This window comes from Halomonas dongshanensis (assembly GCF_024790395.1).
In the GTDB taxonomy this organism is placed as follows: Bacteria; Pseudomonadota; Gammaproteobacteria; order Pseudomonadales; family Halomonadaceae; genus Vreelandella; species Vreelandella dongshanensis.
The window spans coordinates 142,851-166,729 of record NZ_JAJISC010000002.1 but is presented as its reverse complement, the minus strand read 5'-3'; the positions used below and the strand labels follow the sequence as shown (position 1 = coordinate 166,729).

The window sequence follows — 23,879 nt, the reverse complement described above, 5'->3', positions numbered from 1 at the left end:
TTTTGACTTTGCGTGAGTTCGATAAGGATCAGTGGCTTACATGGATAGACATAATGGATTAACAAAAAAGAACAATAAGATTTCTCAAGCGCATTTACATTTGTCAGACGTTTCCATAGGATCGCAGGGCCAATTCCTCTGCACTGACTGTTTATAGGTACGATCCGTCATAAACACGTCGTGCCCATAACGACTTATAAGCGCCACGAGCGCATCGCAAGGGTTTCTATGCACACGCTACCTCTCTCTCGCCGCACGGCGGCTCGTCCCGCGGCTGCCATGCCAATGCTCAAGGGGCTGACGCTCTGCGCCTTCGTTTCCAGCGCCCTATTTGCCTCGGCTGACGCATTCGCTCAAGCAAATACCACCGGCAATGCCGAGACGCTGGATACCGTCACGGTCACCGGCACCAACTTGTATGAGAACGTGGGTTATACCCGGCGTAGTACGACGGCGGGTACAGGACTAACGCTTAGCCAGCGCGAGCTACCCCAAGCGATCAGCATCGTCACCGAGCAGCGCATTCGTGACCAAAACCTCGACACCATCGAAGGGGTGCTCACTAATACCACCGGTATTTCGGCAAGCCATCTCGATAGCGAGCGGGTCAGCTTCAATTCGCGCGGTTTTCGTATCAATAGCTACCAGTACGACGGTATTCCCACCCTCAACCGCGATGGCCGCTGGTACTTCGGCGAAGGCCGCCTCAACACCGCCATTTACGATCGCGTCGAGGTCATTCGTGGCGCCAATGGCTTGGTGACCGGCTCGGGCAACCCCGGCGCCTCGGTCAACTTCGTGCGTAAGCACGCCGATAGCCGCGAGTTTACCGGCTCGGTTGCCGGTACTCTGGGTAGTTGGGATCAGCAGGGCGTGACTGCCGACATCACTACGCCCTTGACCGCGTCTGGCGACGTACGGGCGCGCTTCATCGGCGGCTATGAAGAGGGCGGTGCGCATCTTGATCGCCAGGACAAACGTCGTAACTTCGGCTACGCCGTCATCGACGCCGATTTGAGCGATGCGACTACCCTGTCGGTAGGCTTCGACTATCAGGATAGCCACACCTCCTCGCCCACCTGGGGCGGCCTGCCGCTGTGGTTCAGCGACGGCACACCGACCGACTACTCGCGCTCGTTCAGCGTGGCGCCCGAATGGTCCTACTACGACTTCGAGTCCGAGAAGGTCTTCGCCAATCTCGAACACCGCTTCGCCAATGACTGGCGCCTGCGCGTGTCCGCGACCCATGAAGAGACCAATATGGATGGCAAGCTGGCCTACCCCTACGAAGCTACCCTTCCTGATCGCGTAGACGGCAGCGGCGTTTACTTCTACACCGGCTGGAACCGCGGCGAGCGGACCGTCGATGCCGTCGACGTTCAAGCCTCGGGCCCGTTCTCGCTCTTTGGCCGTGAGCACGAGTTGGTCGTGGGCGGCAACTACAGCGATCAGGAAAACGACTACGAGAACACTTTCATCGATGGCTTCCAGGTCGATGACTTCAACAACTGGGATGGCAGCGCACCCAACGAAGGTTGGGCGCCCTTCGCACCGTCGGAAGCCTCCAGCACGCGGCAAAAGGCGTTCTACACCGCTGGCCGTTTCTCTCTGGCCGACCCGCTGACGCTGATCGTCGGCGCGCGCTACACCGACTGGACAGGCTTTACCCAGTTCAGAAGCTACGACCGCCAGAGCAAGAGCCAGGTCACGCCTTACGGCGGTTTGGTGTATGACTTCAACGACACCTACTCGGCCTTTGCTAGCTACACCGAGATCTTCGAGCCGCAGAACTACCAGGACATCAACGGGGCCTACCTCGACCCGGTAGAGGGTAAGAACTACGAGACCGGCGTAAAGGCAGCCTGGTTCGACGGCTTGCTGAACGGCTCCTTCTCGGTCTTCCGTATCGAGCAGGATAACGTCGCCTCAGCGCTGACCTCGCTTCCAGGCCAAACCCAGACCGTTTATGAAAGCATCGATGGACTGGTCAGCGAAGGCTTCGAAGTCGAACTGAGCGGTGCCGTGACGCAAGATCTCGACATGACCGTGGGTTACTCGCACTTCACCGCGACCTCCGATGACGACGACTTCAACCTGAACCAGCCGCGCTCGCTGTTCAATCTGTTCGCCAGCTACCGCGTGCCGCAGGTGCAAAACCTGACGCTGGGTGGCGGGGTCAACTGGCAAAGCGGCATCGTTGCCACCGGCCTTAGTGGTCCCAACGGCAACGACACCTACGAGCAAGGCAGCTATACCCTGGCCAACGCCTTTGGTCGTTACCAGTTCACGCCGGAGCTGTCGCTGCAGGTCAACGTCAGAAACCTCTTCGACGAAAAGTACTACACCTACGTGAGCGGTTACGGTGTTTACGGCTTGCCGCGTAGCATCACCTCGACGCTGACCTACTCATTCTAAGTAGCCGCGCTGCGTCGTTGCGATAGCTGTTCGCTTTGAGTGTAAACGCGCACTAACGCACGTCCCTCTGCCTCCCGTCGGTCCAAGCCCTCGGGAGGCAATCGCGTTCCAAGCCTTCGTTTTTCACTCCAATTTTCACGTCACCAAGGGAGAGTTTTCCATGACCTGGTTCACTACCAAGCGCCTTGGCGTAGCGGCACTCACCTGTGTGCTTGGCGCGGCCCAATCCGTTAGCGCCGATGGCTACCCCCGCGAGATCGAACACGCACTCGGCACAACGGTGCTCGAAGCCGCGCCCGAGCGCGTGGCTACCGTCGCCTGGGCCAACCATGAAGTGCCGCTGGCACTCGGCGTCGTGCCGGTGGGCTTTGCGGCCGCCAATTTCGGCGATGAAGATGGCGATGGCCTGCTGCCCTGGGTACAGGCGCGCCTGGAAGAGCTCGGCGAGCCTGCCCCGGTGCTCTATGACGAAGGTGACGGTATCGATTTCGAAGCCGTGGCGGCGAGCCGCCCAGACGTCATCCTTGCCGCCTATTCCGGCCTGAGCGCCGCCGACTACGCCACCCTGAGCCAGATTGCCCCCGTGGTGGCCTACCCCGAATCGCCCTGGGCAACCGACTGGCGCGACATGATCCGCCTCAACAGCGCAGGCATGGGTAAAGAGGAAGAGGGGCACGCGCTGATCGAACAGCTCGAAGCGCGAATCGCCGAGACGGCAAGTGCCCACCCAGAGCTTGCAGGCAAGCGCGCCATGTTCGTCACCCACCTCGATCCGACCAACCTGGGGCGGCTCTCCTTCTACACCGATAACGACGCCCGGGTGCGGTTTTTCCACGACCTAGGCTTGGTGTCGCCGCAGGTGGTGGTGGATAACTCTGGCGAAGGCCAGTTCGCTGGGCAGATCAGCGCCGAGCTGATCGATGCGCTCAAAGACGTCGATATCGTCGTCACCTACGGTGGCCAAGCCCTGATCGGCGCGCTGCAGGCGCATCCGCTGCTATCAAGGCTGCCGGTGGTCGAAAACGGCGCCATCGTGATGCTCGACGACAGCGCCCTGGGAACGGCGGCCAACCCGACTCCGATGTCACTCTCTTGGGTACTGGATGACTATGCCAATCTGCTCGCCGATGCGGCCCGCAAGAGCGAATGATACGTCCGTTCGACGCGCGCCCCGGCTATCACGTCGGCTAACCGTTGCTTGCGCGCTGGTGGTGCTTTTGCTTCTGGCCATGGCGCTTTCGGTAGCCTTCGGCGCGCGCCAGGTCGGTTTGGCCGAGATCATTGCCGCCGTAAGTGGGCGGGTAGAAACGTTAGGTGATGCCGCCGTGGCTAGTCGCATTCCGCGCACTCTGCTTGCGCTACTCGCGGGGGCGGCGCTGGCTATTTCGGGCGGCGTGATGCAGGGGCTAACGCGTAACCCGCTGGCTGATCCTGGCCTTCTTGGCGTCAACGCCGGGGCAGCGCTCGCGGTCGTCATGGGCATTGCCTGGTTTCGCATCGATGACCTGGCGCACTATATCTGGTTCGCCTTGGGTGGGGCGGCGCTTGCCGCCGTTGGTGTCTACGCCATTGCCAGCGTGGCGCGCGGCGGTGCCACACCCTTGCGCCTGGCGCTGGCGGGCGCGGCCGTGACGGCGGCGCTGAGTTCGCTCACCACCGCCATCATTTTGCCGCGGGGTGATATAGGTGGGCTGGTGCAGTCATGGCTGGTGGGCGGCGTGGGCGGTGCGACCTACGCGCAAATCCTCCCCATCCTGCCGTTTCTACTGGCGGGGCTGGTCATCAGCCTGCTGGCGGCGCGTAAGCTCAACCTCTTGGCCCTGGGTGACGATACCGCAGCGGGGCTGGGCGAGAAGGTGGCGCTGGCGCGGGCGCTCTCGGCGATAGGCGCGGTGCTGCTGTGCGCGCCGGTGACCGCTGCCTGTGGCCCCATCGGCTTCGTCGGTTTGGTCGTGCCGCACGCCTGCCGGCTTCTGGCCGGTGGCGACTACCGCTGGCTGCTGCCCTTTTCGGCGCTGGGCGGGGCGATCTTGCTCACGCTCTCGGATGTGCTGGGGCGGCTCATCGCGCGGCCCGACGAACTCGACGTCGGCATCGTCACGGCCTTCATCGGCGCGCCGGTGTTCATCTGGATCGTACGGCGGCGTAAGGTAGGTGCTTTATGAGTGCACGGCCGGAAAGCGCCGCCCTCGCCCACCTTCGCCAGCTTCGTCACAGGCGCTCACAGCAGCTCTGGCAACGTCTGGGGCTACTTGGCGTATGTTTGTTTGCGGGAGTCGTGCTGACGCTGACGCTAGGGCAATCCTATACGCCCGTCACGACGGTGATGCGCGTGCTTGGCGGCGCCGAGGTGCCGGGCGTGGGCTTCACCGTGCGCGAGCTGCGCCTGCCGCGTGCGGTCGTCGCGCTTGGCGCTGGGGCCTGCTTTGGCCTCGCGGGCGTCGCTTTCCAAACCCTCTTGCGCAACCCGTTGGCAAGCCCTGACATCATCGGCATTAGTACCGGCGCCAGCACGGGTGCTGTGTTCGCCATCGTCGTGCTATCGCTGAATGGCCCGGCGGTGTCGCTGGCGGCAATTGGCGCCGCGCTTGGCGTGGCGCTGCTGATCTATCTGCTCTCCTGGCGTCAGGGCGTGACCGGCGGCCGCTTGATTCTGATCGGCATCGGGCTTTCCGCCATGCTGCAGAGCGTCACGGCGTACCTGCTCATGCGTGCGCCCAACTGGTCGCTGCAGGAAGCGCTGCGCTGGATGACCGGCAGCCTCAACGGCGCCCGGCTCGACCAAGCGCTGCCCCTGCTGGCGGCGCTATTGGTCTTTGGCGGCCTGCTTTTGAGCCGTCGGCGCGATCTCGATGCGCTGCGCATGGGCGACGACGTTGCTGCCGGACTTGGCGTGCATCTCGGCGCGGCACGCGTCACCATAGTGCTTGCGGCGGTGGGGCTTGCGGCAGTGGCCACGGCGATGACCGGTCCCATCGCGTTCGTTGCGTTTCTGGCGGGCCCCATCGCCCTTCGGCTCACGCGCCAAAGCGGCGCGCTGCTTTTACCTGCGGCGCTGGTCGGGGCGCTGCTGGTGCTTTTGGGTGATTACGCCGGGCAGTTCCTGCTTCCCGCGCGCTATCCGGTCGGTATCGTCACCGGCGTTCTCGGCGCCCCCTATCTTCTCTATCTCATCGTGCGTGACGGCAACGCCCGACGTACGCTCTGAGCTACCTTATGAGCCACCCCATGAGCCACTCCTCCTTGCACGCCCAAACGCTCACCGCTGGTTACGCTGAGCGTCGCGTGCTCGACAACGTGAATCTGACGATTCCTGCCGGGCAGTGCACCGCTATCGTCGGCGCCAACGCCTGCGGTAAATCCACGCTCTTGCGCGTGCTCTCAAGGCTACTGCCGCCCAGCCAAGGCCAGGTGCTGCTCGATGGCACCGATATCCACCGCCTGCCCACCCGCCACCTGGCAAAGCGGCTTGGCTTTTTACCCCAGTCGCCCATCGCCCCGGATGGCATCACGGTTCTGGAGCTGGTTAGCCGCGGGCGCCACCCTCACCAGGGGCTCTTCAACCGCTGGCGTCCAGAGGACGATGCGGCCGTAGTCGAAGCACTGAGCGCTACCCACATGGAGGCGCTTGCCGACGTTCAAGTCGACGAGCTTTCCGGCGGCCAGCGCCAGCGGGCGTGGATCGCCATGGCCCTGGCCCAGCAAACCGACGTGCTGCTGCTCGACGAGCCGACGACCTTTCTCGATATCAACCACCAGATAGAGGTACTGGATCTGCTCACCGATCTCAATCACAGCCGTGGCACCACCATCGTCATGGTGCTGCATGAGCTCAACCTCGCCGCTCGCTACGCCGATACGCTGATCGCCATGGCCAAGGGCAACGTCTACGCCATGGGCGCTGCCGCAGAGGTGCTGACCGCCACCATGGTGCGCGAGGTGTTTGGCCTGGAAAATCGCGTCATTGCCGACCCGGTGACCGGCAAGCCGATGATGATTCCGCTGGGGCGCCATGGCGGTGTGGCGCACGTCCAAGATTGAGGCGGCGCATTTCCAAGGTGACGAGGACAGCGCGTTGGTTAGCTCGCCTGGGGCCAACTATACTCAGCCCGAACGTCCCTTAACGCTGCCATCCATCAAGACAACGTAATCAGGACAAGGAGGTCGTCGTGACAGCCGTCACTGAACGTACGTACCGAAGCGGGCTAAATCCGCTGCATGCCATCTTGCTCGCTGGAGCCTTTCCCCTCTATCTTGGCGCCGCACTAAGCGATTACGCCTACGCCACGAGCTACCACATCCAGTGGAGCACCTTTGCTTCCTGGCTGATTGCAGGCGGTCTGGTCTTCAACGGTTTGGCGCTGATTGCTGCCCTCGTGGGGCTGATTCGCCCCGTGGGCTCACGCGGCCGGGCTCTGGTCTATTTCCTGGTGCTGTTGGTGACCTGGATCGTGGGCTTCATTGGAGCTCTGTTTCACGCCCAAGATGCCTGGGCGATGATGCCGACGGGCTTCGTGCTCTCGATCGTCGTGACGCTACTGGCCCTGCTTGCTCTAATACTCGGTTTTTCCCGTTTTCGCTTAGGAGGTTCGGCATGAAGCTTTCGACTCCCCGCTATGCCGCGCCGCTCGCCGTGCTGCTGCTGGCCCCCGGCGCCCAGGCGTTCGACGTCGAGCAGCCCTTCGGCCCCAATCCGACCCTGCCCGAGCCCCAGCGCGGCCTGCTACCGGACATGACCGTGCCCGAACCAGCAGAATGGGGCGACGAACTGCCGAGCGTTCCTGAAGGCTATTCGATCTCGGCCATTGGCACCGACCTCATGGTGCCGCGCCAAACGCTGGTACTCCCCAACGGCGACATCCTGGTGGCCGAAGGCAGCGGCGGCAATGCTCCGGCGCTCAAGCCCAAGGACGTGATCGCCGGGCTGATCAAAGACCAAGGCACCACCTCGGTTCAAGGCGGTGACCGGCTGACGCTACTGTTCGACGACGACGGCGATGGCAACTACGAGCAGACGATCTTCGCCGAAGACCTCAACGCCCCCTACGGCCTGGCACTGATCGACGATGGTCTTTACGTAGCCAATCAGGATGCGCTGGTGCGCTTTGACTACGAAGAGGGCCAGCGCGAGGCGAGCGGCCCGCCGGAGGTGATCGCCCAGCTGCCTGCGGAGATCAATCACCACTGGACCAAGGCCATGGCCGCCAGCAACGACGGCCAGTACGTCTACGTAGGCATCGGTTCCAACAGCAACATCACCGAGCGCGGAATGGAAGCCGAGATCGACCGTGCCATGGTATGGGAAATCGATGTCGAGACCGGCGCTCACCGCCCCTACGCCACGGGACTACGCAACCCCTCGGCGTTGGCCGTCAATCCCGAAACCGACGTACTCTGGGCGGTGGTCAACGAACGCGACGAATTGGGCCCTGACTTGGTGCCAGACTATCTCACCTCGGTACAGGAAGGCGGCTTCTACGGCTGGCCCTACAGCTACTGGGGACAGCACGTCGACCCACGCGTACGCCCGCAGGATCCTGACAAGGTCGCCTCGGCCATCGCCCCAGACTACAGCCTCGGCTCCCACGTGGCGCCGCTGGGCATTGCCTTTTCTACCCCTGAGGTGGGCGATGACTACGCCAACGGTATTTTCGTTGGCGAGCATGGCAGTTGGAACCGCACCGACCCGGTCGGCTATAAGGTGGTCTATATCGCGCTGGAAAACGGCGAACCGGTAGGCGACCCCGTCGACTTCGCCGCTGGCTTTCTCACCGACGACGGCCGCACCCGAGGCCGCCCGGTAGGCGTCACCGTCGCCCCGGACGGGGCGGTGATCATCGCTGACGACCTCACCAACGTCGTATGGCGCGTCACCCAGGATGAGTAGCGTTTTAGGTAATTAACGCGTAAGAACCATCGGGCCGCTGCCTTTTAGGCAGCGGCCCGATGCGTTAGTGGTGCTCAGAGTGCGTTGTTCGATGTCAGAAAAGGCCCGTAGATGTTCGGCCTGAAAAATCGCGTTATTCCCAACCCGGTGACCGATAAGTCGGTGATGATTCCATTGGGGCGCCATGGAACAGGCTAACCAGCCAACAACGGCTGCTCGATTGCTCGGCCGACCTGCAGCACCCGGGCGTCGTCGAAGGCTTTACCCATGATTTGCACGCCTATCGGGAGCCCCTGGTGATCCTTTCCAAAAGGCACGGTCAGCGCGGGCAATCCATTGACATTGGCAGGCGCACACAGACGTACGTACGCCTCGGCCACGCTCTCGTAAGCGCCGTCTTCCCAGACAAATGTCTCCTGATTCCTTAGCGCTGCCGTTTGGGGCACGGTCGGCGTCAGCATAACGTCGATCTCGCTAAACAAGGCAGCCCAGTGCCGGGTAATCAGACGTCGAGCACGCTGCGCCTTGAGATAGTCGCCGGCAGGTAGCAACTGCCCAGCCTCGAGCAAGGTGCGTACATCTTCTCCATAAAGTGATGCCGACTGGCGTATATCCCTGGCGTGTACATCGGCCGCCTCGGCCACCATCAGGCCCCACTGGGTCGCGATGAGATAATCAGCCATGGGAATATCGACCTCGACCAACACGGCTCCCTGCTTTTCCAGACGCGTTGCGGCACGCCTTGCCGACGCCGCAACGGGCGCTGCTACATGGTCGAAGTAATAATTGCGCGGGATACCCACTCGCAGCCCCTCAAGCCCCGGTGCCCGGTCGACCGCCAGCGCGGCCGGCGGTCGACGGCTTGCCGGGTCACGCGCATCGAAGCCCGCTACCGCCTGCAGCAACAGGCCAGCATCCTCGACCGTCCGTGCAATCGGACCCGCATGGTCCAGCGACCAAGCCAAGGGGGCAATGCCATGGCGAGACACCAGTCCATAGGTCGGCTTGAACCCGACGAGCCCGCAAAGCGCGGCGGGCACTCGAATCGAGCCTCCGGTGTCGGTGCCCATGGCTCCCCAGGCACCACCATAGGCCACCGCCGCCGCCGACCCGCCACTGGAGCCGCCCGGCGTGCGCTCTGGATCGAGTGGGTTGCGCGTTTGCGGTGTCGTCAGGCCAAACGCGAACTCATGCAAATGATTCTTGCCAACAAGGATCGCCCCGCTACGCTGCAATGCATCCGTAACCGCACTGTTGGTGGTTGCTCGATGGCCGTCACGCACGCGAGAGCTTGCCGTAGTGGGCAGACCGGCCACATCGAAAAGATCCTTCAACGCGATGGGAATACCATGCAGCGACCCACGGTAACGGCCACGCTGGATATCCCGCTCTGCCTCGCGTGCTTGCTGGCGAGCCGTATCTTCCCATACGCAGACAAACGCATTGATCTCGAGCTCGTGTATCTCTATTTGCAACAGCGCCGCCTCCACCAGCTCCACGGGCGACAGCTCGCGGGCTTTGATGGCAGCGCCCGCCTGAGCTAGCGTCAAATTCAGTGGGGTCGTCATGAGGCGTTCTCCTGCTGCGCGTTGAAGGCGAAAGATGGGGGACAGATATACTCGATCGGTAACTCATCGAGTCGAGCGATCACCGAACGTATGTGATGCAGTACACCGGCAATATGGGGTGCCCGTTCTTCAGCGAGGGGTAGGCCAAGAGAAGCCGCCAGCGCCAGGGTTTGCTCGGGGGTCATCGCATCGGCCTTTTCAATCGTCATGCAAGGGCTCCTTTATTCATCGAGATGCGTGTTTGGATAAGCAGCAGAATGACGGCCACCAGGGCCAGTGCCACGATCACCGCTCCATAGACATTGACCGCGACCAGCAACCCTGCCCGCTGTGCCAGATAGCCAACGGCCATGGTGGGTACGCTGTGAGCCAGATAACTTTCGATATAAAACACCCCCATCAGCGCCGCACGCTCATGAGGCTCGGCAAGTGGCAGGACACTTTTCAACGCGCCCAGAAAGCTCGCCCCAAAGCCAAACCCGGCCATGATCGACCCCATCAATAGCAGAACGACAGCGCTCAGATTCGCCCCGACAAGGATGATCACCAGTCCGGTGATCAGCGCCAGCGCGCCCGACAGCAGAGTCGTGAAGGCCGTCCACTTACGGGCCACCAGGACCGCCGTGGCCCCCGTGAGCGTCAGTGCTGCCACGACTAGCCCGCCTAACCATGGTGTGCTCACACGAGTGGCGTTCAAGATCAGCGAAGGCATGAGCGATAGATAGAATCCCCCCAGCATCCACACGGCCATATTGGCCGGCGTAACGGACAGCAACGCCTTGCGTGCTTGCACCGGCACGGCAATGCGCGGTGCAAGGCTCGCCCATCCGCCGGGACGAGGTATCGCCGTCTCCGGCACCCAGCGAACCAGGATCAGCATGACGATGAAAATCATTAGCAGCAGCGCGTATACCAGCTGCAGCGGCGCCGGCGCGAGCATCAGCAGTGACGTACTGCCAAGCGCACCTGCTGCCATTCCGATCAGCGGTGAGACGCTGTTGATCACCGTCCCTCGCTCACGGCCGAGATCGAGTATCGCCGCGCCGACGGCCGCCGTGGCAATACCCGTGGCAAAGCCTTGCAGGGCGCGTGCGCCGATCAGCCAGGCTGGCCCGGCCGCACATAAAAAGAGCATCATCGCGATGATCTGAAGCGATAACGCCAAGGCAATCACCGGGCGACGACCGAGATAGTCCGACAACCTCCCTACCACGAGCAGTGCCAGCAGCAGCGCCATCGCGTAAGCGGCAAAAACAACGGTCAGCAGCGTCGTGCTGAAGCCCCATTGGGCCTGGTAAAGCCGATAGAGCGGCGTGGGGACACTTGATGCTGCTAGAAAGGCAACCATCGTCGCGGTATGCAGGAAAACGGCACTGTGCGAAGACAGCTGCCAGCGTGGGCAACCGCGAGGGTTATCAAAAGCATTGATGGACATGATCTCTCTCAAAATGCAAAATATTAGCTTTAGAGAGCATAGCCTCACGAAACCACTAAAGCAAATATTTTGCTTTAGTGGTTTCGTATCGTTTTTCGTTACCAGGATGCAGGAAAGGAACACATGACCATGCCCTCGACGCCTCGGCCTGGAGGCCGCAGCGCCCGTATCCAGGCAGCCGTTCACCAGGCCGTGCGCGAGCTGCAAAAAGAACAGGAACGCGCCGAGCTGACAGTACCCGCCATCGCCAACCGAGCAGACGTCACGCCCTCGACTATCTACCGTCGCTGGGGAGACCTGGCTCAGCTACTGGCCGATGTCGCCATCGAACAGCTGCAGCCCGACCAACCACCTGCCGACACGGGAAGTCTTCAAGGCGACTTACGCGCCTGGCTTATTGAGTACTTCGAGGAAATGTCATCAGCCCCCGGGCGAGCGATGCTTCGCGACGTGCTGGGTACCCCGGGTCACGCCAATGCAGGAAAGTGTGACGGCTTCTTGCGTCAGCAGATCGAGGCGATCAATGAACGCGCCCTCGCTCGACAAGAAGTGCCGATCGACCCGGAAAAAGTCATTCAGATAGTGGTCGCGCCCTTGCTGTATCGAATCTTGTTCGCCAACGACACGCCCACGACCCAAGCGGTGGAAGCACTGTTTGAACGACTGACAATGCCGACGAAGACTTGACCCGACATGGCGAGCGGCACATGACCAACCGGAGAAGCGTCAGACGCAGCCTACTCCCGCCGTGCTGCGCTCTTCAGTCGGAAGCATGGCGAAGGCGACCACTATCTCGGTCGCTTCGCTTTTCTGACATCCCGGCGCCTGTAAACAACAAGCGCTACTCGCTCATCTTTATATCTTTCACCACCGCGTCGAGATGACTCTGGTTGATCATATCGGGCGAGTGAGCACCAATCAGCGTCATGGTCACGCGCATGTCGGCGGCGATCAGCTCCAGCAGATGTGAGACCCCTGCCTCGCCCCGGGCGGCGAGTGCGTAGGCGTAGGCGCGGCCGAGCAGTACGCCCTTGGCGCCGAGGGCAAGCATACGCACCACGTCGAGCCCCGAGCGCACGCCGGAGTCGGCCAATACGGTAAGCTCGTCGCCCACCGCCTCGACGATGTGGGGCAGCGCCTGGGCGGTAGAGATCGCGCCGTCGAGCTGGCGCCCGCCGTGATTGGAGACGACGATACCATCGGCGCCCATGCGCAATGCGTCCCGAGCGTCCTCTTTGTCCAAAAGCCCCTTGATGACCAGCTTGCCCTTCCAGCTTTCACGAATCCATTCGAGCTCGCTCCAACTGATCGAAGGGTCGAAGTTCTTGGCCAAAAAGCCCATGTAGTCGTCCATGTTCATCTCTCGCCCGGTGTAGGCCTCGATGTTACCGAACGATAGCGGCTTGCCTTTCAGGCCCACATCGATGGCCCACTGCGGATGCAAGAGGGCCTGGGCGTACTGGCGCAGCTTGGCATTGGGGCCGGACATGCCCGAACGACGGTCGCGGTAGCGCGAGCCTGGCAGCGGCATGTCGACGGTGAATACCAGCGTTTTCATGCCCGCTTCCCAGGCACGGTCCAGCGCGTTCTGCATGAAGCCACGGTCCTTGAGCACGTAGAGCTGCGACCAGAGCTCGCCGTGCGCGGCCCTCGCCACTTCCTCGATGGAGCAGACCGAGACGGTCGAGAGCGTATAGGGAATTCCCGCCTTCTCGGCGGCGCGTGCGGCCTGCACCTCGCCACGCCGGGCGTACATGCCGGTCGCCCCTACGGGCGCCAGTGCGACCGGCATTTTCCACGTACTGCCTAAGATGTTGGTCTCGAGCGTTGGCGTTCCGCCACCTTGCAGCACACGCTGGCGCAGTGGAATCGCCTGTAGCGCCTCGACGTTGTTGCGCAAGGTGCTCTCGGTCACCGAGCCCCCATCGAGGTAATCGAACAAGAAACGGGGGATGCGCCGCTTCGCGGCCAAACGATAATCGGAGGGACCTGAAATGATCATGAATTCGCCTTACGCTCGCGACCAAAGTGGGAAGAAAGTAACCAGGTAAACGGCTAGCCTATCAAGTAATCCCCTTGTAGAAGCCTTACCCTGCCCCCAACTTTAGTCTATTCGGCGAGCGACTCGCCCAGGCGGGTCCATCGCTCACTTACTTTTTCATACGAGGCACTTGCCATGATCACATCACGCGAAGAGCTCGACGCCATCAAGAAGTCCTGCCGTGCGATGGTGATGAAAAGCTCTGGGCTTTCCGCCGGTGCAGCGGTCATCCCCGTGCCCGGCGTGGATATCGGGTCGGACGTCACGCTCTTGATGCGCTTGATCCCCAAGATCAATGAGAAGTTCGGCCTCACGCCCGAGCAGATCGAAGGCCTGGACACCGAATCGAAGGTGATGGTGCTGACCGCCATCTCCAACGTCGGCAGCAAGATGGCGGGCAAGTACATCACCCGCAAACTGGTGCTCTCGCTGCTACAGAAGATGGGCGTGAAGGTCGCAACCAAAGGCGTTTCCAAGTTCGTTCCCTTCGTCGGCAGCGCCGTAGCAGGCGGCATCAGCTTCACCGCCATGCGCTACATGGGCAATAGTCACATCGACGACTGCTACCGTATCGCCCTAGAGACCCTGGAAAACCGCGAAGCCGCTATGGCAACGTCTACGTCTTCCTCCTCCCAAACGGCTAACGAAGGCTTCGTGCCGAAGGATGCCGAGCCGCCGATAAAGGATTTGTAGGGTAGTCGGCCTACTTATCCAACCGCAGCGCGTCAAGCCGCTCTTCATCGATTTCGATACCCAGCCCCGGCGCCTCAGGCAAGGCCAAGCGGCCTTGGCTAAGCTGTAACGGCGATGTGAGTAGCGCTTCGCGCAGTGGGTTATTGGCCGAAACGTCGAACTCGACCCATAAGGGCGTGTGAGAGCGGTCGGGGTGAGGATGCGGCGGCATGGCGGCGGCAAAGTGCGCAGCGGCCATGATGCCTACCGCGCTGCCCCAAACGTGTGGCGATATGCGAAGCCCATTCAAATGGGCTAGATCGGCAATCCGCAGCGCCTCGACGTAACCACCGCAAAGATTGAGATCCGGCATCAATACATCGACGCCGCCGGTTGCTGCCAGCTCACGAAACTCCACCGCATTGATTGAGGCCTCGCCTGCGGCAACTCGCAAGCGCTGGGCAGCAGCGAGGCGCCGGAATCCCGGTAGGTCCTCGGGCGCTACGGGTTCTTCGATCCAGTAAGGGCGCATCGGCGCCAGCGCTTGCATCGATTCGATCGCCACATCAGCGGTATAGGCACCGTTGATATCGGCCATGATCGCCACGTCATCGCCCAGGATGCGCCGCGCGCACTGCATACGTTCGATGTCGCTCGCTACGCCATGCCCGATCTTGATCTTATAGCCCTCGAACTCGCCCGCCACGCGCTCGAGCTGAGCTTCGAGCGAGAGCGCGGCCGGTTCATTGAAGTAGCCGCCGGAAGCGTAGACCTGTACCGTGGCTTGCTCTTCGCCGCCTAGCAGCCGATAGACGGGCAACCCAAGTAGCTTGCCAAGCCCATCGTGTAGCGCGATGTCCAGCCCGCTGATTGCAGCCGCCAACTGGCTTTGCGCGCGAACGTGATAGAGCACGTTGCTCATTCGCCGCCAAATCACGCGGTGATCGAAGGCGCTTTGGCCGACATAGGCGTCACGTAATATATCGAGGTAGGCCAGCGTGGTTTTCGGCGGCCCATAGCACTCACCAATGCCGACGATGCCTGAGGATAGACGCACGAAAATGAGCGTCGCCATACGGGCGTGACCAATCTCCCGAGCACTGCCGTAGCCGCCGTTTGCTGGTAAGTGGCTACCGATGGGCACCATCTCGATGGTTTCGATGATGGCGTCGCGGGCAACCGATGAAGCAGGGTGAAGAGAGTTCATGTAAAAAGTGTCTCCAAGATCACATCAGGCTTGGCAGCCAGAGAGTCAGGGCGGGAATGAAGGTCACTAACAGCAGTGAAACCAGCAGCGCCAGAATGAAAGGCAGCGTGGCGCGCATGGCGCGGTAGAAGGATATATCGGCCACCCGAGCGAGAATGAAAAGCACCAGCCCCAACGGCGGAGTCAGTAGGCCAATCATCAAGTTAAGTACCATGATGATGCCGAACTGCACCGGATCGACGCCCGCCTGAACGGCCAGCGGCAAAAGCACCGGAGTCAAAATGGTGATCGCCGCCACGGTCTCCATGAAACAACCCACTACCAGCAAGATGAGGTTGATCAGTAGCAAAATGAGCAGGGGATTATCGGCAACGCTCATGACCAGCTCGGCAAACGCCGCCGGTATGCCTTCACGCGTCAGAATCCAAGCGAATATCGACGATGCTGCGACAATCATCAGCACTACCGAGGTCATCTCTACCGTCTCACGGAAGACGCTGAGAATCTGCCGCCATCCGGCGCTACGGTAGACCAGTGTCGCCAACACCAGAACGTACGCGACAGCCGCAATGGCGCTTTCGGTCGGCGTAAAAAACCCCAGCACGATGCCTCCTACGATGATGACGGGAATCATCAAAGAGAGAGCTGCGTGGAGGAAGGACGAGATCAAGCGGCTTAGTGCGAAGCGCTCGCCAATGGGGTAACCGCGACGATGCGAAATGACTGCCACCATCAGCATCAGTAGCGCCGCAATGAGAAGTCCCGGCACGATACCGGCAATGAAGAGTTGGCCAATAGAAGCCGAGGCCACCACGCCATACACCACCAACGGCAATGACGGCGGTATGATGGGCCCTACGGTAGACGAGGCGCCGGTAATACCGACGGCGAAATCGACATCATAGCCTTTGTCACGCATCGCCTTGATTTCGACGGCACCCAAGCCCCCCGCATCGGCAATCGCCGCCCCTGACATTCCTGCAAAGATGACCGAGGCCCCCACGTTGACGTGCCCAAGCCCGCCACGTGTCCAGCCCACCATGGCATCGGCAAAGCGAAATATCCGCTCCGTCACCCCACAGACGTTCATCAAGTTGCCTGCCAGAATGAAGAAAGGCACCGCTAGCAGAGGAAAGCTATCGACCCCGCCTACCATCCGCTGAATCAGGATGATGTCAGGCACTCGCCCCGATGCCATGAGGTAGACAAGCGATGAACCGGCAAGCGCCACCGCCACCGGCGCACCGATCAACAAAAGCCCGCCTAGCGCCACGAACAACAACGCGATCATACGTCCTCCTTGCCACGCCATAGCGTGATCGCTTGGTGTGCCATACGAAACGCCATGGCGGCGCAGGCAAGGGTCACGATGACGTATACCCAACCTTTGGAGAGCGGCAACGTGCTCATATGGGAGTGCCAGACACGCTGGCTCACCTGCCAAGCAAGCCAGGCCACATAACCAAAGAAGGCCGCACTGAGCAGATTATTAAAGCCCCAAAGCCAGCGCCTAGCGCTCTTTGGCAGAACGAGTTCGAGCACCTCGACGCAGATATGCCCTCGCCGAGAGGCAGCGCCCGCCGCCCCCATGAACACCAGGAGCACGAGCAACATACGTGCGCCCTCTTCGGTCCAGCCAATGGAGTGGTTGAACACGTAGCGCGACAGGAACTGCGCAAAGACGACGACACCCAGCAAAATTAGAAGACCCAAGGCTACGTGATCCTCAAGGACCCACCGGCTAGGTGCCTTAGAAGTCGTTACGGCTGATGGCGCCGCAACGTGCGGCGCTTCTTTTGCCTTGTCCATCATTCGATAGCCTCAAGGCGTTCGTATTGCTCGACAGACCAGCCTACGTCGTTACCCGTCAACAGCGGCTTGACGGCCTCGGCGAAGGGCTCACGATCAACCTCGTGTACGGCCACCCCCTGCTCTTCGAACCAGGGCACCAACTCTTGCTCTTGCTGGTGAATATCCTGACTGCCCTGCTTGGCCGCCTCACTGAATACCTCGCGGAACATAGCCTGATCCTCCGGCGAGAGGCGCGCCCAGGCATCGCCACTGATGATGGTCGGCTGACTATCGAAGATGTGACCAGTCAATGAAATATCCGACTGGACCTCGTAGAACTTCATCGTTTCGATGACCGGCAGCGGGTTTTCCTGGCCGTCGATCACGCCCTGCTGAAGCGCCAGATAAACCTCGGCAAAGGCCAGCGGCGTAGGATTGGCGCCTACCGCACGGGGGAACATGAGCAGGAGCGACGCATCCGGTACGCGGATTTTCATTCCCTGCATGTCATCGGGGGTGAGAATAGGACGATTGGCGGTAACGTGCCGCTGGCCGAAGTAGGTCAAACTCAAAGGCACATGCCCGGTTGCCTCCTCATAGCCCTGCGCCAGCTCTTCAAAAAGCTCACTTTGTGAGTAGGCCAACCAGTGGTCGAAGTCACGGAACACGAAGGGTGCGCTACCCAGCGCGATGGGCGGATAGTAGTTACCCGCAAAGGCGTTCCCGGTATAGATGATATCCACCATGCCTAGATCGAGCCCCTCGTTGAGCTCTACCTCGTTACCTAGCTGCGAAGAAGGAAAGACCTCGATATGGTGGCGTCCTTCACTTCGCCGCTCGATTTCATCTGCCGCCCAAAGCGCCCACTTATGGTGGCTATGATTTGCTTCGTACACATGGCCAAAAGAGAACTCTTCGGCACTAGCGAACGCAGACGTGGTTAAAGCAAAGAGCAGCGTGGTCAGTTGCAGGCGTGTTTTCATTATTGTCTCCTTATAAGTAGATTTACCGCTGCTTTAAGTACATTATGATGCAACAAATTTGTCAATTTGTTTAAAAACAATACCAATGGTAAAAATTAAACACTTGATATGAAATAAAAAATCATGAAAAAGGAATTAAACAACGTGACAACAAATACGAAAGTATCAAAGACTAAAGAAGAAAAGACTAAAGCCTTATATAACGACATGAGCAACTGGATTCTTCGCGGCCAATACTTGCGAGGATCGCGGCTTCCGACGGAAGCGGAGCTTAGCGAGCGCTATGAGTTGAGCCGAAGCGCCGTTCGCGACGTGATTGCGCGCTTGAAAGAGGAAGGCTTAGTAGTGTCACGCCAAGGCTCGGGGCTGTTCGTCGTGGCCAGGCCCGTGACCGCACTCGATGCGCCCAATCTGGTCAACAATCTGAACGATATCGGCGCCCTGTTCGACTTTCGCCTGCTGATCGAAACCGAGTCGGCAGGCCTCGCGGCAGAGCGGGGAAGCGAAGCCGATCTGCAGGGCATCGAAGTACAGCATCGGATTCTAAAGCGCAGCTTTCAGCGCGGCGAACAGGCCACCCAAGAAGATTTCGATTTTCACGTCCAGATCGCCAAGGCATCGGGCAACAAGTTTCTGCTTAACGCCGTTCTCTCTTTGCAAACCGGCCTCGTCTTTTCGGTCAAGTTGGGCCAAAAAGCCTCGGATCTTCCCCGCGCTCTGCATGCCCAGCAGGTAGCGCAAGAGCACGAGGCAATTGCTAACGCCATCGTCGCGCGGGACGAAGCGGCAGCGCGCCGTGCCATGCGCCAACACATCGAAACATCGCTCTCGCGCATTCTCAACGGCTAGGGAGGCGGGTAGACTTTCCTTCAACGCCGCCCTTTTATCCCTAAGCGTTTACCCTACCAAGGAGAACCATCATGCCTGCTTATGTCGTTTTGACCCGCGAACGCACCCACGATGCCGAAGAGCTCGCCACCTACGGCACCAAAGCCAAAGCCGCCCGCGAAGGCCATGACCCGCAGCCGCTAGCCTTCTACGGCGACTTCGAAGTGCTCGAAGGCAGCGACATGGAAGGCGCGGTGATTCTACGCTTCCCTGATATGGCCGCCGCACGCGCTTGGTACCAGAGCGATGCTTATCAAGAAGCACGCAAACATCGCTTCCAGGGTGCCGACTATCGTGTGTTTTTGGTGGATGGGGTGGAAAACATTTAACTCCTGTCCTCCTCGGTCGCGGGAGAGGAGCGTCCGCCACTGTTCCTGGCTAAGGCAAGGCCTCTCTTAGGGCGTTGCAGCTTTTCTCGAGTAGCGCCACTGTCGGCACGAGCCTGTCGTCGGTCAGTCGGGTGATCAACGCCGAGACGGAAATCGCTCCGCGCATCACGCCTTGCCGATCAAACACCGGCAAGGCAATGGCTGCCACGTCCGGATCCCTCTCGCCTTGGGAAAAGGCGTACCCCTTGGCGCGGATATCGTCGTAGAACGCCCCTTCCTCTCCGCTGAATGCTAGCAACACGCGCCCGGTCGCGCCCCGGTCAATGGGCAGTACGGCGCCCTCGTCCAGATGGTGCCGAGCGGGCTTCGGTGAATTCATCCGATAGAGGCACATCCGCTGATTTCCTAAGCGAATAAAAAACGACGCGGTTTCTTGAGTCTGCTCTACCAGTTGAGCCAGCTGCGGGCGGACGAGATCGCCCAGATCCCCCGCCGGTCGGAACAGGTTCCCCAACTGCCAGAGGCGCGGCCCCAGCGCATAGGTTCCCCCCTCCTCTCTTACGATATAACCAAACCGCTCAAGCGAGCCTATCAGGCGCAGAATCGTGCTTTTGTAGAGCCCCGTTCGCTCCGATAAGGCGACCAGTGAAAGCGACCGCTCCTGCTCGTTAAATGCCTCCAAGATAGATAGCGCTCGCTCCACCGCCTCCACCCGCTGTTGTTTCTGCGTCAAGCTTCACCTCCCTGCGCCACTATCGTTCTACTTGATAGAACGCACAATAATAAAATAGAACGAATTTGACAACGACAAACCGTTCTGTCATACAGAACACCATTATGCCTGATAGAACAAAAGGGAACCATAATGCCTACCCCCACACTTTTAACGTCCGTCAACGCCCATGTCTGAGCTGCTTTCAGGCATTCGCGTACTGGATCTAACCAACGTACTCGCAGGCCCTTACTGCTGCTACCAGCTGGCGCAGCAGGGTTCGGACGTCATCAAGGTGGAACAACCCGGCTCCGGCGACCTGGCTCGCCAGCTCGGCGCTGACCCGGCCTTGAACGCGCAGCTCATGGGCGTCTCGTTTCTGGCTCAGAACGCGGGTAAGCGCTCCATAGAGCTTGATCTAAAGTCTCCCGAAGGCAAGCAGGCCTTTCTCAAGCTGGTGGGAACGGCGGACGTGCTGGTAGAGAACTTTCGCCCCGGCGTGATGGAGCGTCTGGGGCTCGGTCACGAACATCTGCTCAGTCTGAACCCTCGTCTGATCTACTGCGCTATCTCAGGTTTCGGCCAAACAGGGCCGCTGGCGAAGAACCCTGCTTACGATCAGATCATACAAGGGCTATCTGGGGTGATGAGCGTGACCGGCGATGCCGACTCTTCCCCGATGCGCGTAGGCTATCCAGTCTGCGACACCATCGGCGGCATGACCGCAGCCTTTGCAATTTCGAGCGCATTGGTTGGACGCCAACGCACCGGCCGGGGGGAAGTGATCGATGTTTCTATGCTCGAGTCCATGATGGGCACCATGGGCTGGGTAGTATCGAATTGGCTGACCGCTGGTATCGAGCCCTTGCCCATGGGCAACCAGAACACTACCGCCGCGCCATCGGGGACCTTTCGCACCCGAAAAGGGCTTTTGAACATCGCGGCCAACAAGCAAGAGCAGTTCGAGATCCTATGCGGACTCATCGAGCGCCCGGACCTGCTGCACGATCCTCGCTTTCAAAAGCGCGAGGCGCGAAAGCAGCATCGGCAGGCCCTCACCGAGGAGCTCGAGGCCGCCCTGCAGGCCGCCACCGCCCAGCAGTGGGCCTTGACACTCAATGCCAAAGGCGTACCCGCCGGTGAGGTTCTGACCGTTCCTCAGGCTCTGCGTCATCCGCAAATCCAGGCCCGGAAGCTGACCTGCACGTTCCCGGCCAGCCCCGGCCGAGCACCGCTGAGCGTGGTGCGCTCGGGCTTTCGCTTGGCCAGCGGCGATCCCGCCCCCCGTACACCGCCACCCACGCTTGGCCAAGATACCGAGGCGATTCTCGAGGAGCTCGGCTACGACGCCGATGCCCGATCCGCCTTCGGCGCGACGCATCCAACACTTCGCCCGACGGGGGGCCCCCCCGCCGCTTCTTCTCACGACAACAACGAGCGCGAACAATGAATGCAGAGACCCCGCGTACCGCCGGTGAAGACTGGTGGTCCACCGAGATCATCGAAATGCGCCCTGGCATGATCCGCTATCGCGGCTATGCCATTGAAGAACTGATCGGCACGATTGGCTTTCCCGACATGATATGGCTGATGCTGCGAGGCGATTTACCGAGCACCGCCCAAGCCACGCTCTTGAGCACCGTGTTGATGAGCGCCGTGGATCACGGCCCCCAAGCGCCCTCCATCGCCATTGCGCGCATCGCCTCTACCTGCGGGGTCGGCATCAACAACGCCATGGCCTCGGCAGCCAACGTGCTGGGAGACGTGCACGGCGGAGCGGGGGAGCAGTGCGTGACGCTTTATCTCGCCATCAATACACGTCATAAGGCAGGTGAGACCTTATCAGAGGCTACCCGGGCGGAGCTCGAAGCGCTCCGAGCCTCCGGGGTGCGCTATGTGCCCGGATTCGGTCACCGCTTTCACCCCCGCGACCCTCGCGCCCCTCGGCTCATGGACGTGCTGCGGGCCACCACGGACACGAGTATAGACAAGGGGTTTGCCGACATTGCCGAAGAGGTGGAGCGTCAGCTCTCCCAAGGGCGCAGCCGCCCCATTCCCATGAACGTGGACGGCGCTACCGGCGCGATCTATGCAGCCCTCGGGTTTGCCCCGGCGCTGTGTCGTGGGCTCTTCGTACTCTCTCGATCGGTAGGAATAATGAGCCACGCCTGGGAGCAAATGCAGCGCCCGGAGCGCAACAAGGGACCGCTTCCGCGCAACGAGACCTGGACATACACCGGCCACCCGCCTCGCTCGGTTGAGCCCCAGGGCAAGCGCTTATGAGCCCGACGATTCTGGTGACGGCTCCCCGCCTGGCAGATGAAGGCCGCCAGGTGCTCGAAAACGCCGGGTGCCGGGTGCTGTTCGTATCCAAGGGCGAGGAAAATCGACTCAAGCAGGTTCTGGCAAGCCAACCCATCGATGCGATCATCGCCCGTACTCTAGAGCTCGACCGGGACACCATCGCCGCCTGCCCGGAGCTTCGCGCGATCTCTCGCCACGGGGTCGGCCACGACGCCGTAGATCTCGACGCCGCCGCCGAGCGAGGCATTCCCGTCTCGGTCGTGGGAGAGACCAACGCTCAATCAGTGGCGGAGCTGACTATCGGCTTGATGATCGCCTGCGCTCGCCGCGTCCCGGAAGCCCACCGACGCATTTGCCTAGGCGAATGGCCACGCCAGACTCCAGGGGTTCAACTCGCTGGGCGGACGCTGGGACTGATGGGTTGTGGCACGATCGCCACTCACGTGGCGCGTATCGCCACTGCCCTGGGCATGCGTGTGGTGGGCTATGATCCGGGGCGCTCAGAGCTACCCGCTCCCATCGAGAAAAGCACGAGCCTAGAGGCACTGCTTAGTGTGAGCGATGTGCTCTCCCTGCACTGCCCGCTGCTGCCCTCCACCCGCCAAGTGGTCGATGCAAAGGCGCTTGCCACGCTGCCCCCTGGGGCATTCGTGATCAATACGGCGCGTGGTGGGCTGATCGACGAACAAGCCCTGGCCCGAGCGCTCACCTCAGGTCATATCGCCGGCGCAGGGCTCGACACCCTCGATACGGAGCCACCGCCGCCGGGCCATCCGCTTCTTAACCATCCCAACGTGGTGCTCACCCCCCACGTTGGAGGGAACAGCGACGCGGCGCTCGCGGCCACCGCTCGAGCCGCTGCAGAAAACGCGTTAGCCATGCTGGCAGGCAAGCCCCCAGTGCATGGCCGAATCGTCAACGCCCACTTACTGGAGAGTACCCCATGACAGCTTCTTCCGAGTCAGCCACTTGGCCCAGCGGCTTCGACGTCCAGCCTCGCCAAGCCACGTTGTCCCCTCAACTCCTCGACGCTTTCAAATCGATCCCGGTGGCCCACGCAGGGGATGTCATGGGGCGTCACACCGGTGCGGTGGGGCTCAAGGCCTATCACCATGATCTTGGCCTTGCGCTTTGTGGTACCGCGATCACCGTACGTACGCGCCCAGGGGACAACCTAATGGTTCATGTCGCTATGCAGCGCGCCCAACCTGGCGACGTCATCGTCATCGATGGCGGCGGTGACCTTTCTACTGCCGTGATCGGCGGACTGATGCGCACCACTGCGGTGGCACGGCAACTGGGCGGGTTCGTGCTTGACGGCGCGCTTCGCGATGTCGCGGAGTGGGCCGAAGGGGGGCTGCCTGTCTATGCTCGGGGCCATGTACACCGAGGGCCTAGCAAGGACGGTCCGGGGCAGATTAACGTACCCATCTCCTGCGCAGGCATGACCGTGATGCCGGGGGATCTGATACTCGGCGACGCCGATGGAGTCATCGCCATTCCTGCCAATGCTGCCGAGGCGATCCTAGCCTTGTGCCAAGCCCATGCGCAAAAGGAGGCCCGCATCCGCGCCCAGAATGAAACCGGAGCAGTGGACCGCGAACGTTTCGATCTGATCCTGCGCCAGAAAGGCTGCCCTTTGTGACA

General features: G+C 61.1%; 24 protein-coding genes. 15 read left to right on the top strand and 9 right to left on the bottom strand.

The window, feature by feature from the left end; genetic code table 11:
- Positions 1–228 precede the first annotated feature (228 nt).
- The 7 genes from fhuE (at position 229) to LLY24_RS04275 (ending at position 8,302) form a co-directional block, all read left to right on the top strand.
- Complete coding sequence (gene fhuE / locus LLY24_RS04305; protein WP_259035049.1) at positions 229–2,415, top strand: ferric-rhodotorulic acid/ferric-coprogen receptor FhuE; 2,187 nt, start codon at positions 229–231, stop codon at positions 2,413–2,415.
- 160 nt (positions 2,416–2,575) lie between these two features.
- Positions 2,576–3,565, top strand: a complete 990-nt coding sequence (locus tag LLY24_RS04300; RefSeq protein WP_259035048.1) for an iron-siderophore ABC transporter substrate-binding protein — start codon at positions 2,576–2,578, stop codon at positions 3,563–3,565.
- 61 nt (positions 3,566–3,626) lie between these two features.
- Positions 3,627–4,580 carry a FecCD family ABC transporter permease gene (locus LLY24_RS04295; RefSeq protein ID WP_259035047.1) on the top strand — a complete coding sequence of 318 codons (954 nt, stop codon included), beginning with the start codon at positions 3,627–3,629 and terminating at the stop codon, positions 4,578–4,580.
- Positions 4,577–5,623, top strand: coding sequence for a FecCD family ABC transporter permease (locus tag LLY24_RS04290; protein WP_259035046.1), 1,047 nt, complete (start codon positions 4,577–4,579; stop codon positions 5,621–5,623). The genes LLY24_RS04295 and LLY24_RS04290 overlap by 4 nt, the downstream gene beginning before the upstream one ends.
- Positions 5,624–5,643: 20 nt before the next feature.
- Positions 5,644–6,456 carry an ABC transporter ATP-binding protein gene (locus LLY24_RS04285; RefSeq protein ID WP_259035045.1) on the top strand — a complete coding sequence of 271 codons (813 nt, stop codon included), beginning with the start codon at positions 5,644–5,646 and terminating at the stop codon, positions 6,454–6,456.
- Positions 6,457–6,584: 128 nt separating this feature from the next.
- Positions 6,585–7,013, top strand: coding sequence for a DUF2231 domain-containing protein (locus LLY24_RS04280; protein ID WP_259035044.1), 429 nt, complete (start codon positions 6,585–6,587; stop codon positions 7,011–7,013).
- Positions 7,010–8,302, top strand: a complete 1,293-nt coding sequence (locus LLY24_RS04275) for a PQQ-dependent sugar dehydrogenase (RefSeq protein WP_259035043.1) — start codon at positions 7,010–7,012, stop codon at positions 8,300–8,302. The genes LLY24_RS04280 and LLY24_RS04275 overlap by 4 nt, the downstream gene beginning before the upstream one ends.
- Before the next feature lie 194 nt (positions 8,303–8,496).
- Here the strand turns inward: LLY24_RS04275 and LLY24_RS04270 are convergent, their stop codons facing one another.
- Genes LLY24_RS04270 through LLY24_RS04260 form a run of 3 tightly spaced genes read right to left on the bottom strand, consistent with a single transcriptional unit; the run spans position 8,497 to position 11,305 of the window.
- On the bottom strand, positions 8,497–9,870 hold the full coding sequence (locus LLY24_RS04270; RefSeq protein ID WP_259035042.1) for an amidase: 1,374 nt from the start codon (positions 9,868–9,870) through the stop codon (positions 8,497–8,499).
- The gene (locus tag LLY24_RS04265) at positions 9,867–10,079 is read right to left on the bottom strand and encodes a hypothetical protein (RefSeq protein WP_259035041.1); all 213 of its coding nucleotides are present in this window, start codon (positions 10,077–10,079) and stop codon (positions 9,867–9,869) included. Before LLY24_RS04265 ends, LLY24_RS04270 begins: the two co-directional genes overlap by 4 nt.
- The gene (locus LLY24_RS04260; RefSeq protein ID WP_259035040.1) at positions 10,076–11,305 is read right to left on the bottom strand and encodes an MFS transporter; all 1,230 of its coding nucleotides are present in this window, start codon (positions 11,303–11,305) and stop codon (positions 10,076–10,078) included. Before LLY24_RS04260 ends, LLY24_RS04265 begins: the two co-directional genes overlap by 4 nt.
- A gap of 123 nt (positions 11,306–11,428) precedes the next feature.
- Between LLY24_RS04260 and LLY24_RS04255 the strand changes: the two genes are divergently transcribed.
- Positions 11,429–11,992 (top strand): TetR/AcrR family transcriptional regulator, encoded by a 564-nt coding sequence (locus LLY24_RS04255; RefSeq protein WP_259035039.1) that lies wholly within the window; start codon positions 11,429–11,431, stop codon positions 11,990–11,992.
- Positions 11,993–12,146: 154 nt separating this feature from the next.
- Here the strand turns inward: LLY24_RS04255 and lldD are convergent, their stop codons facing one another.
- Positions 12,147–13,307 (bottom strand): FMN-dependent L-lactate dehydrogenase LldD, encoded by a 1,161-nt coding sequence (gene lldD, locus LLY24_RS04250; protein ID WP_259035038.1) that lies wholly within the window; start codon positions 13,305–13,307, stop codon positions 12,147–12,149.
- Positions 13,308–13,481: 174 nt separating this feature from the next.
- Here lldD and LLY24_RS04245 point away from each other — a divergent pair, with 174 nt between their 5' ends.
- Positions 13,482–14,039 carry a hypothetical protein gene (locus LLY24_RS04245; RefSeq protein WP_259035037.1) on the top strand — a complete coding sequence of 186 codons (558 nt, stop codon included), beginning with the start codon at positions 13,482–13,484 and terminating at the stop codon, positions 14,037–14,039.
- A gap of 10 nt (positions 14,040–14,049) precedes the next feature.
- Here the strand turns inward: LLY24_RS04245 and LLY24_RS04240 are convergent, their stop codons facing one another.
- The 4 genes from LLY24_RS04240 to LLY24_RS04225 form a co-directional block, all read right to left on the bottom strand.
- Positions 14,050–15,225: a mandelate racemase/muconate lactonizing enzyme family protein gene (locus LLY24_RS04240; protein WP_259035036.1), complete on the bottom strand. Its 1,176-nt coding sequence runs from the start codon at positions 15,223–15,225 to the stop codon at positions 14,050–14,052.
- Between the two features lie 19 nt (positions 15,226–15,244).
- A complete protein-coding gene (locus LLY24_RS04235) occupies positions 15,245–16,516 on the bottom strand; it encodes a TRAP transporter large permease (protein ID WP_259035035.1) in 1,272 nt (423 codons plus the stop codon).
- Positions 16,513–16,938 carry a TRAP transporter small permease gene (locus tag LLY24_RS04230; RefSeq protein ID WP_259035034.1) on the bottom strand — a complete coding sequence of 142 codons (426 nt, stop codon included), beginning with the start codon at positions 16,936–16,938 and terminating at the stop codon, positions 16,513–16,515. Before LLY24_RS04230 ends, LLY24_RS04235 begins: the two co-directional genes overlap by 4 nt.
- A 95-nt stretch (positions 16,939–17,033) precedes the next feature.
- A complete protein-coding gene (locus LLY24_RS04225) occupies positions 17,034–17,999 on the bottom strand; it encodes a sialic acid TRAP transporter substrate-binding protein SiaP (protein WP_259035033.1) in 966 nt (321 codons plus the stop codon).
- Positions 18,000–18,122: 123 nt separating this feature from the next.
- On the opposite strand from LLY24_RS04225, the gene LLY24_RS04220 reads away from it, so the two are divergent.
- The gene (locus LLY24_RS04220; protein ID WP_259035032.1) at positions 18,123–18,848 is read left to right on the top strand and encodes a FadR/GntR family transcriptional regulator; all 726 of its coding nucleotides are present in this window, start codon (positions 18,123–18,125) and stop codon (positions 18,846–18,848) included.
- A 71-nt stretch (positions 18,849–18,919) separates the two neighbouring features.
- Positions 18,920–19,216 carry a DUF1330 domain-containing protein gene (locus LLY24_RS04215; RefSeq protein ID WP_259035031.1) on the top strand — a complete coding sequence of 99 codons (297 nt, stop codon included), beginning with the start codon at positions 18,920–18,922 and terminating at the stop codon, positions 19,214–19,216.
- A gap of 49 nt (positions 19,217–19,265) precedes the next feature.
- Here the strand turns inward: LLY24_RS04215 and LLY24_RS04210 are convergent, their stop codons facing one another.
- Positions 19,266–19,949, bottom strand: coding sequence for an IclR family transcriptional regulator (locus tag LLY24_RS04210; RefSeq protein WP_259035030.1), 684 nt, complete (start codon positions 19,947–19,949; stop codon positions 19,266–19,268).
- 169 nt (positions 19,950–20,118) lie between these two features.
- On the opposite strand from LLY24_RS04210, the gene LLY24_RS04205 reads away from it, so the two are divergent.
- Genes LLY24_RS04205 through LLY24_RS04190 form a run of 4 tightly spaced genes read left to right on the top strand, consistent with a single transcriptional unit; the run spans position 20,119 to position 23,877 of the window.
- Entirely contained in the window at positions 20,119–21,378 is a 1,260-nt protein-coding gene (locus LLY24_RS04205; protein ID WP_259035029.1) for a CaiB/BaiF CoA transferase family protein, read from the top strand.
- Positions 21,375–22,211, top strand: coding sequence for a citryl-CoA lyase (locus LLY24_RS04200; protein WP_259035028.1), 837 nt, complete (start codon positions 21,375–21,377; stop codon positions 22,209–22,211). Before LLY24_RS04205 ends, LLY24_RS04200 begins: the two co-directional genes overlap by 4 nt.
- Complete coding sequence (locus LLY24_RS04195) at positions 22,208–23,179, top strand: hydroxyacid dehydrogenase (RefSeq protein ID WP_259035027.1); 972 nt, start codon at positions 22,208–22,210, stop codon at positions 23,177–23,179. Before LLY24_RS04200 ends, LLY24_RS04195 begins: the two co-directional genes overlap by 4 nt.
- A complete protein-coding gene (locus LLY24_RS04190; RefSeq protein WP_259035026.1) occupies positions 23,176–23,877 on the top strand; it encodes an RraA family protein in 702 nt (233 codons plus the stop codon). The genes LLY24_RS04195 and LLY24_RS04190 overlap by 4 nt, the downstream gene beginning before the upstream one ends.
- Positions 23,878–23,879 lie beyond the last annotated feature (2 nt).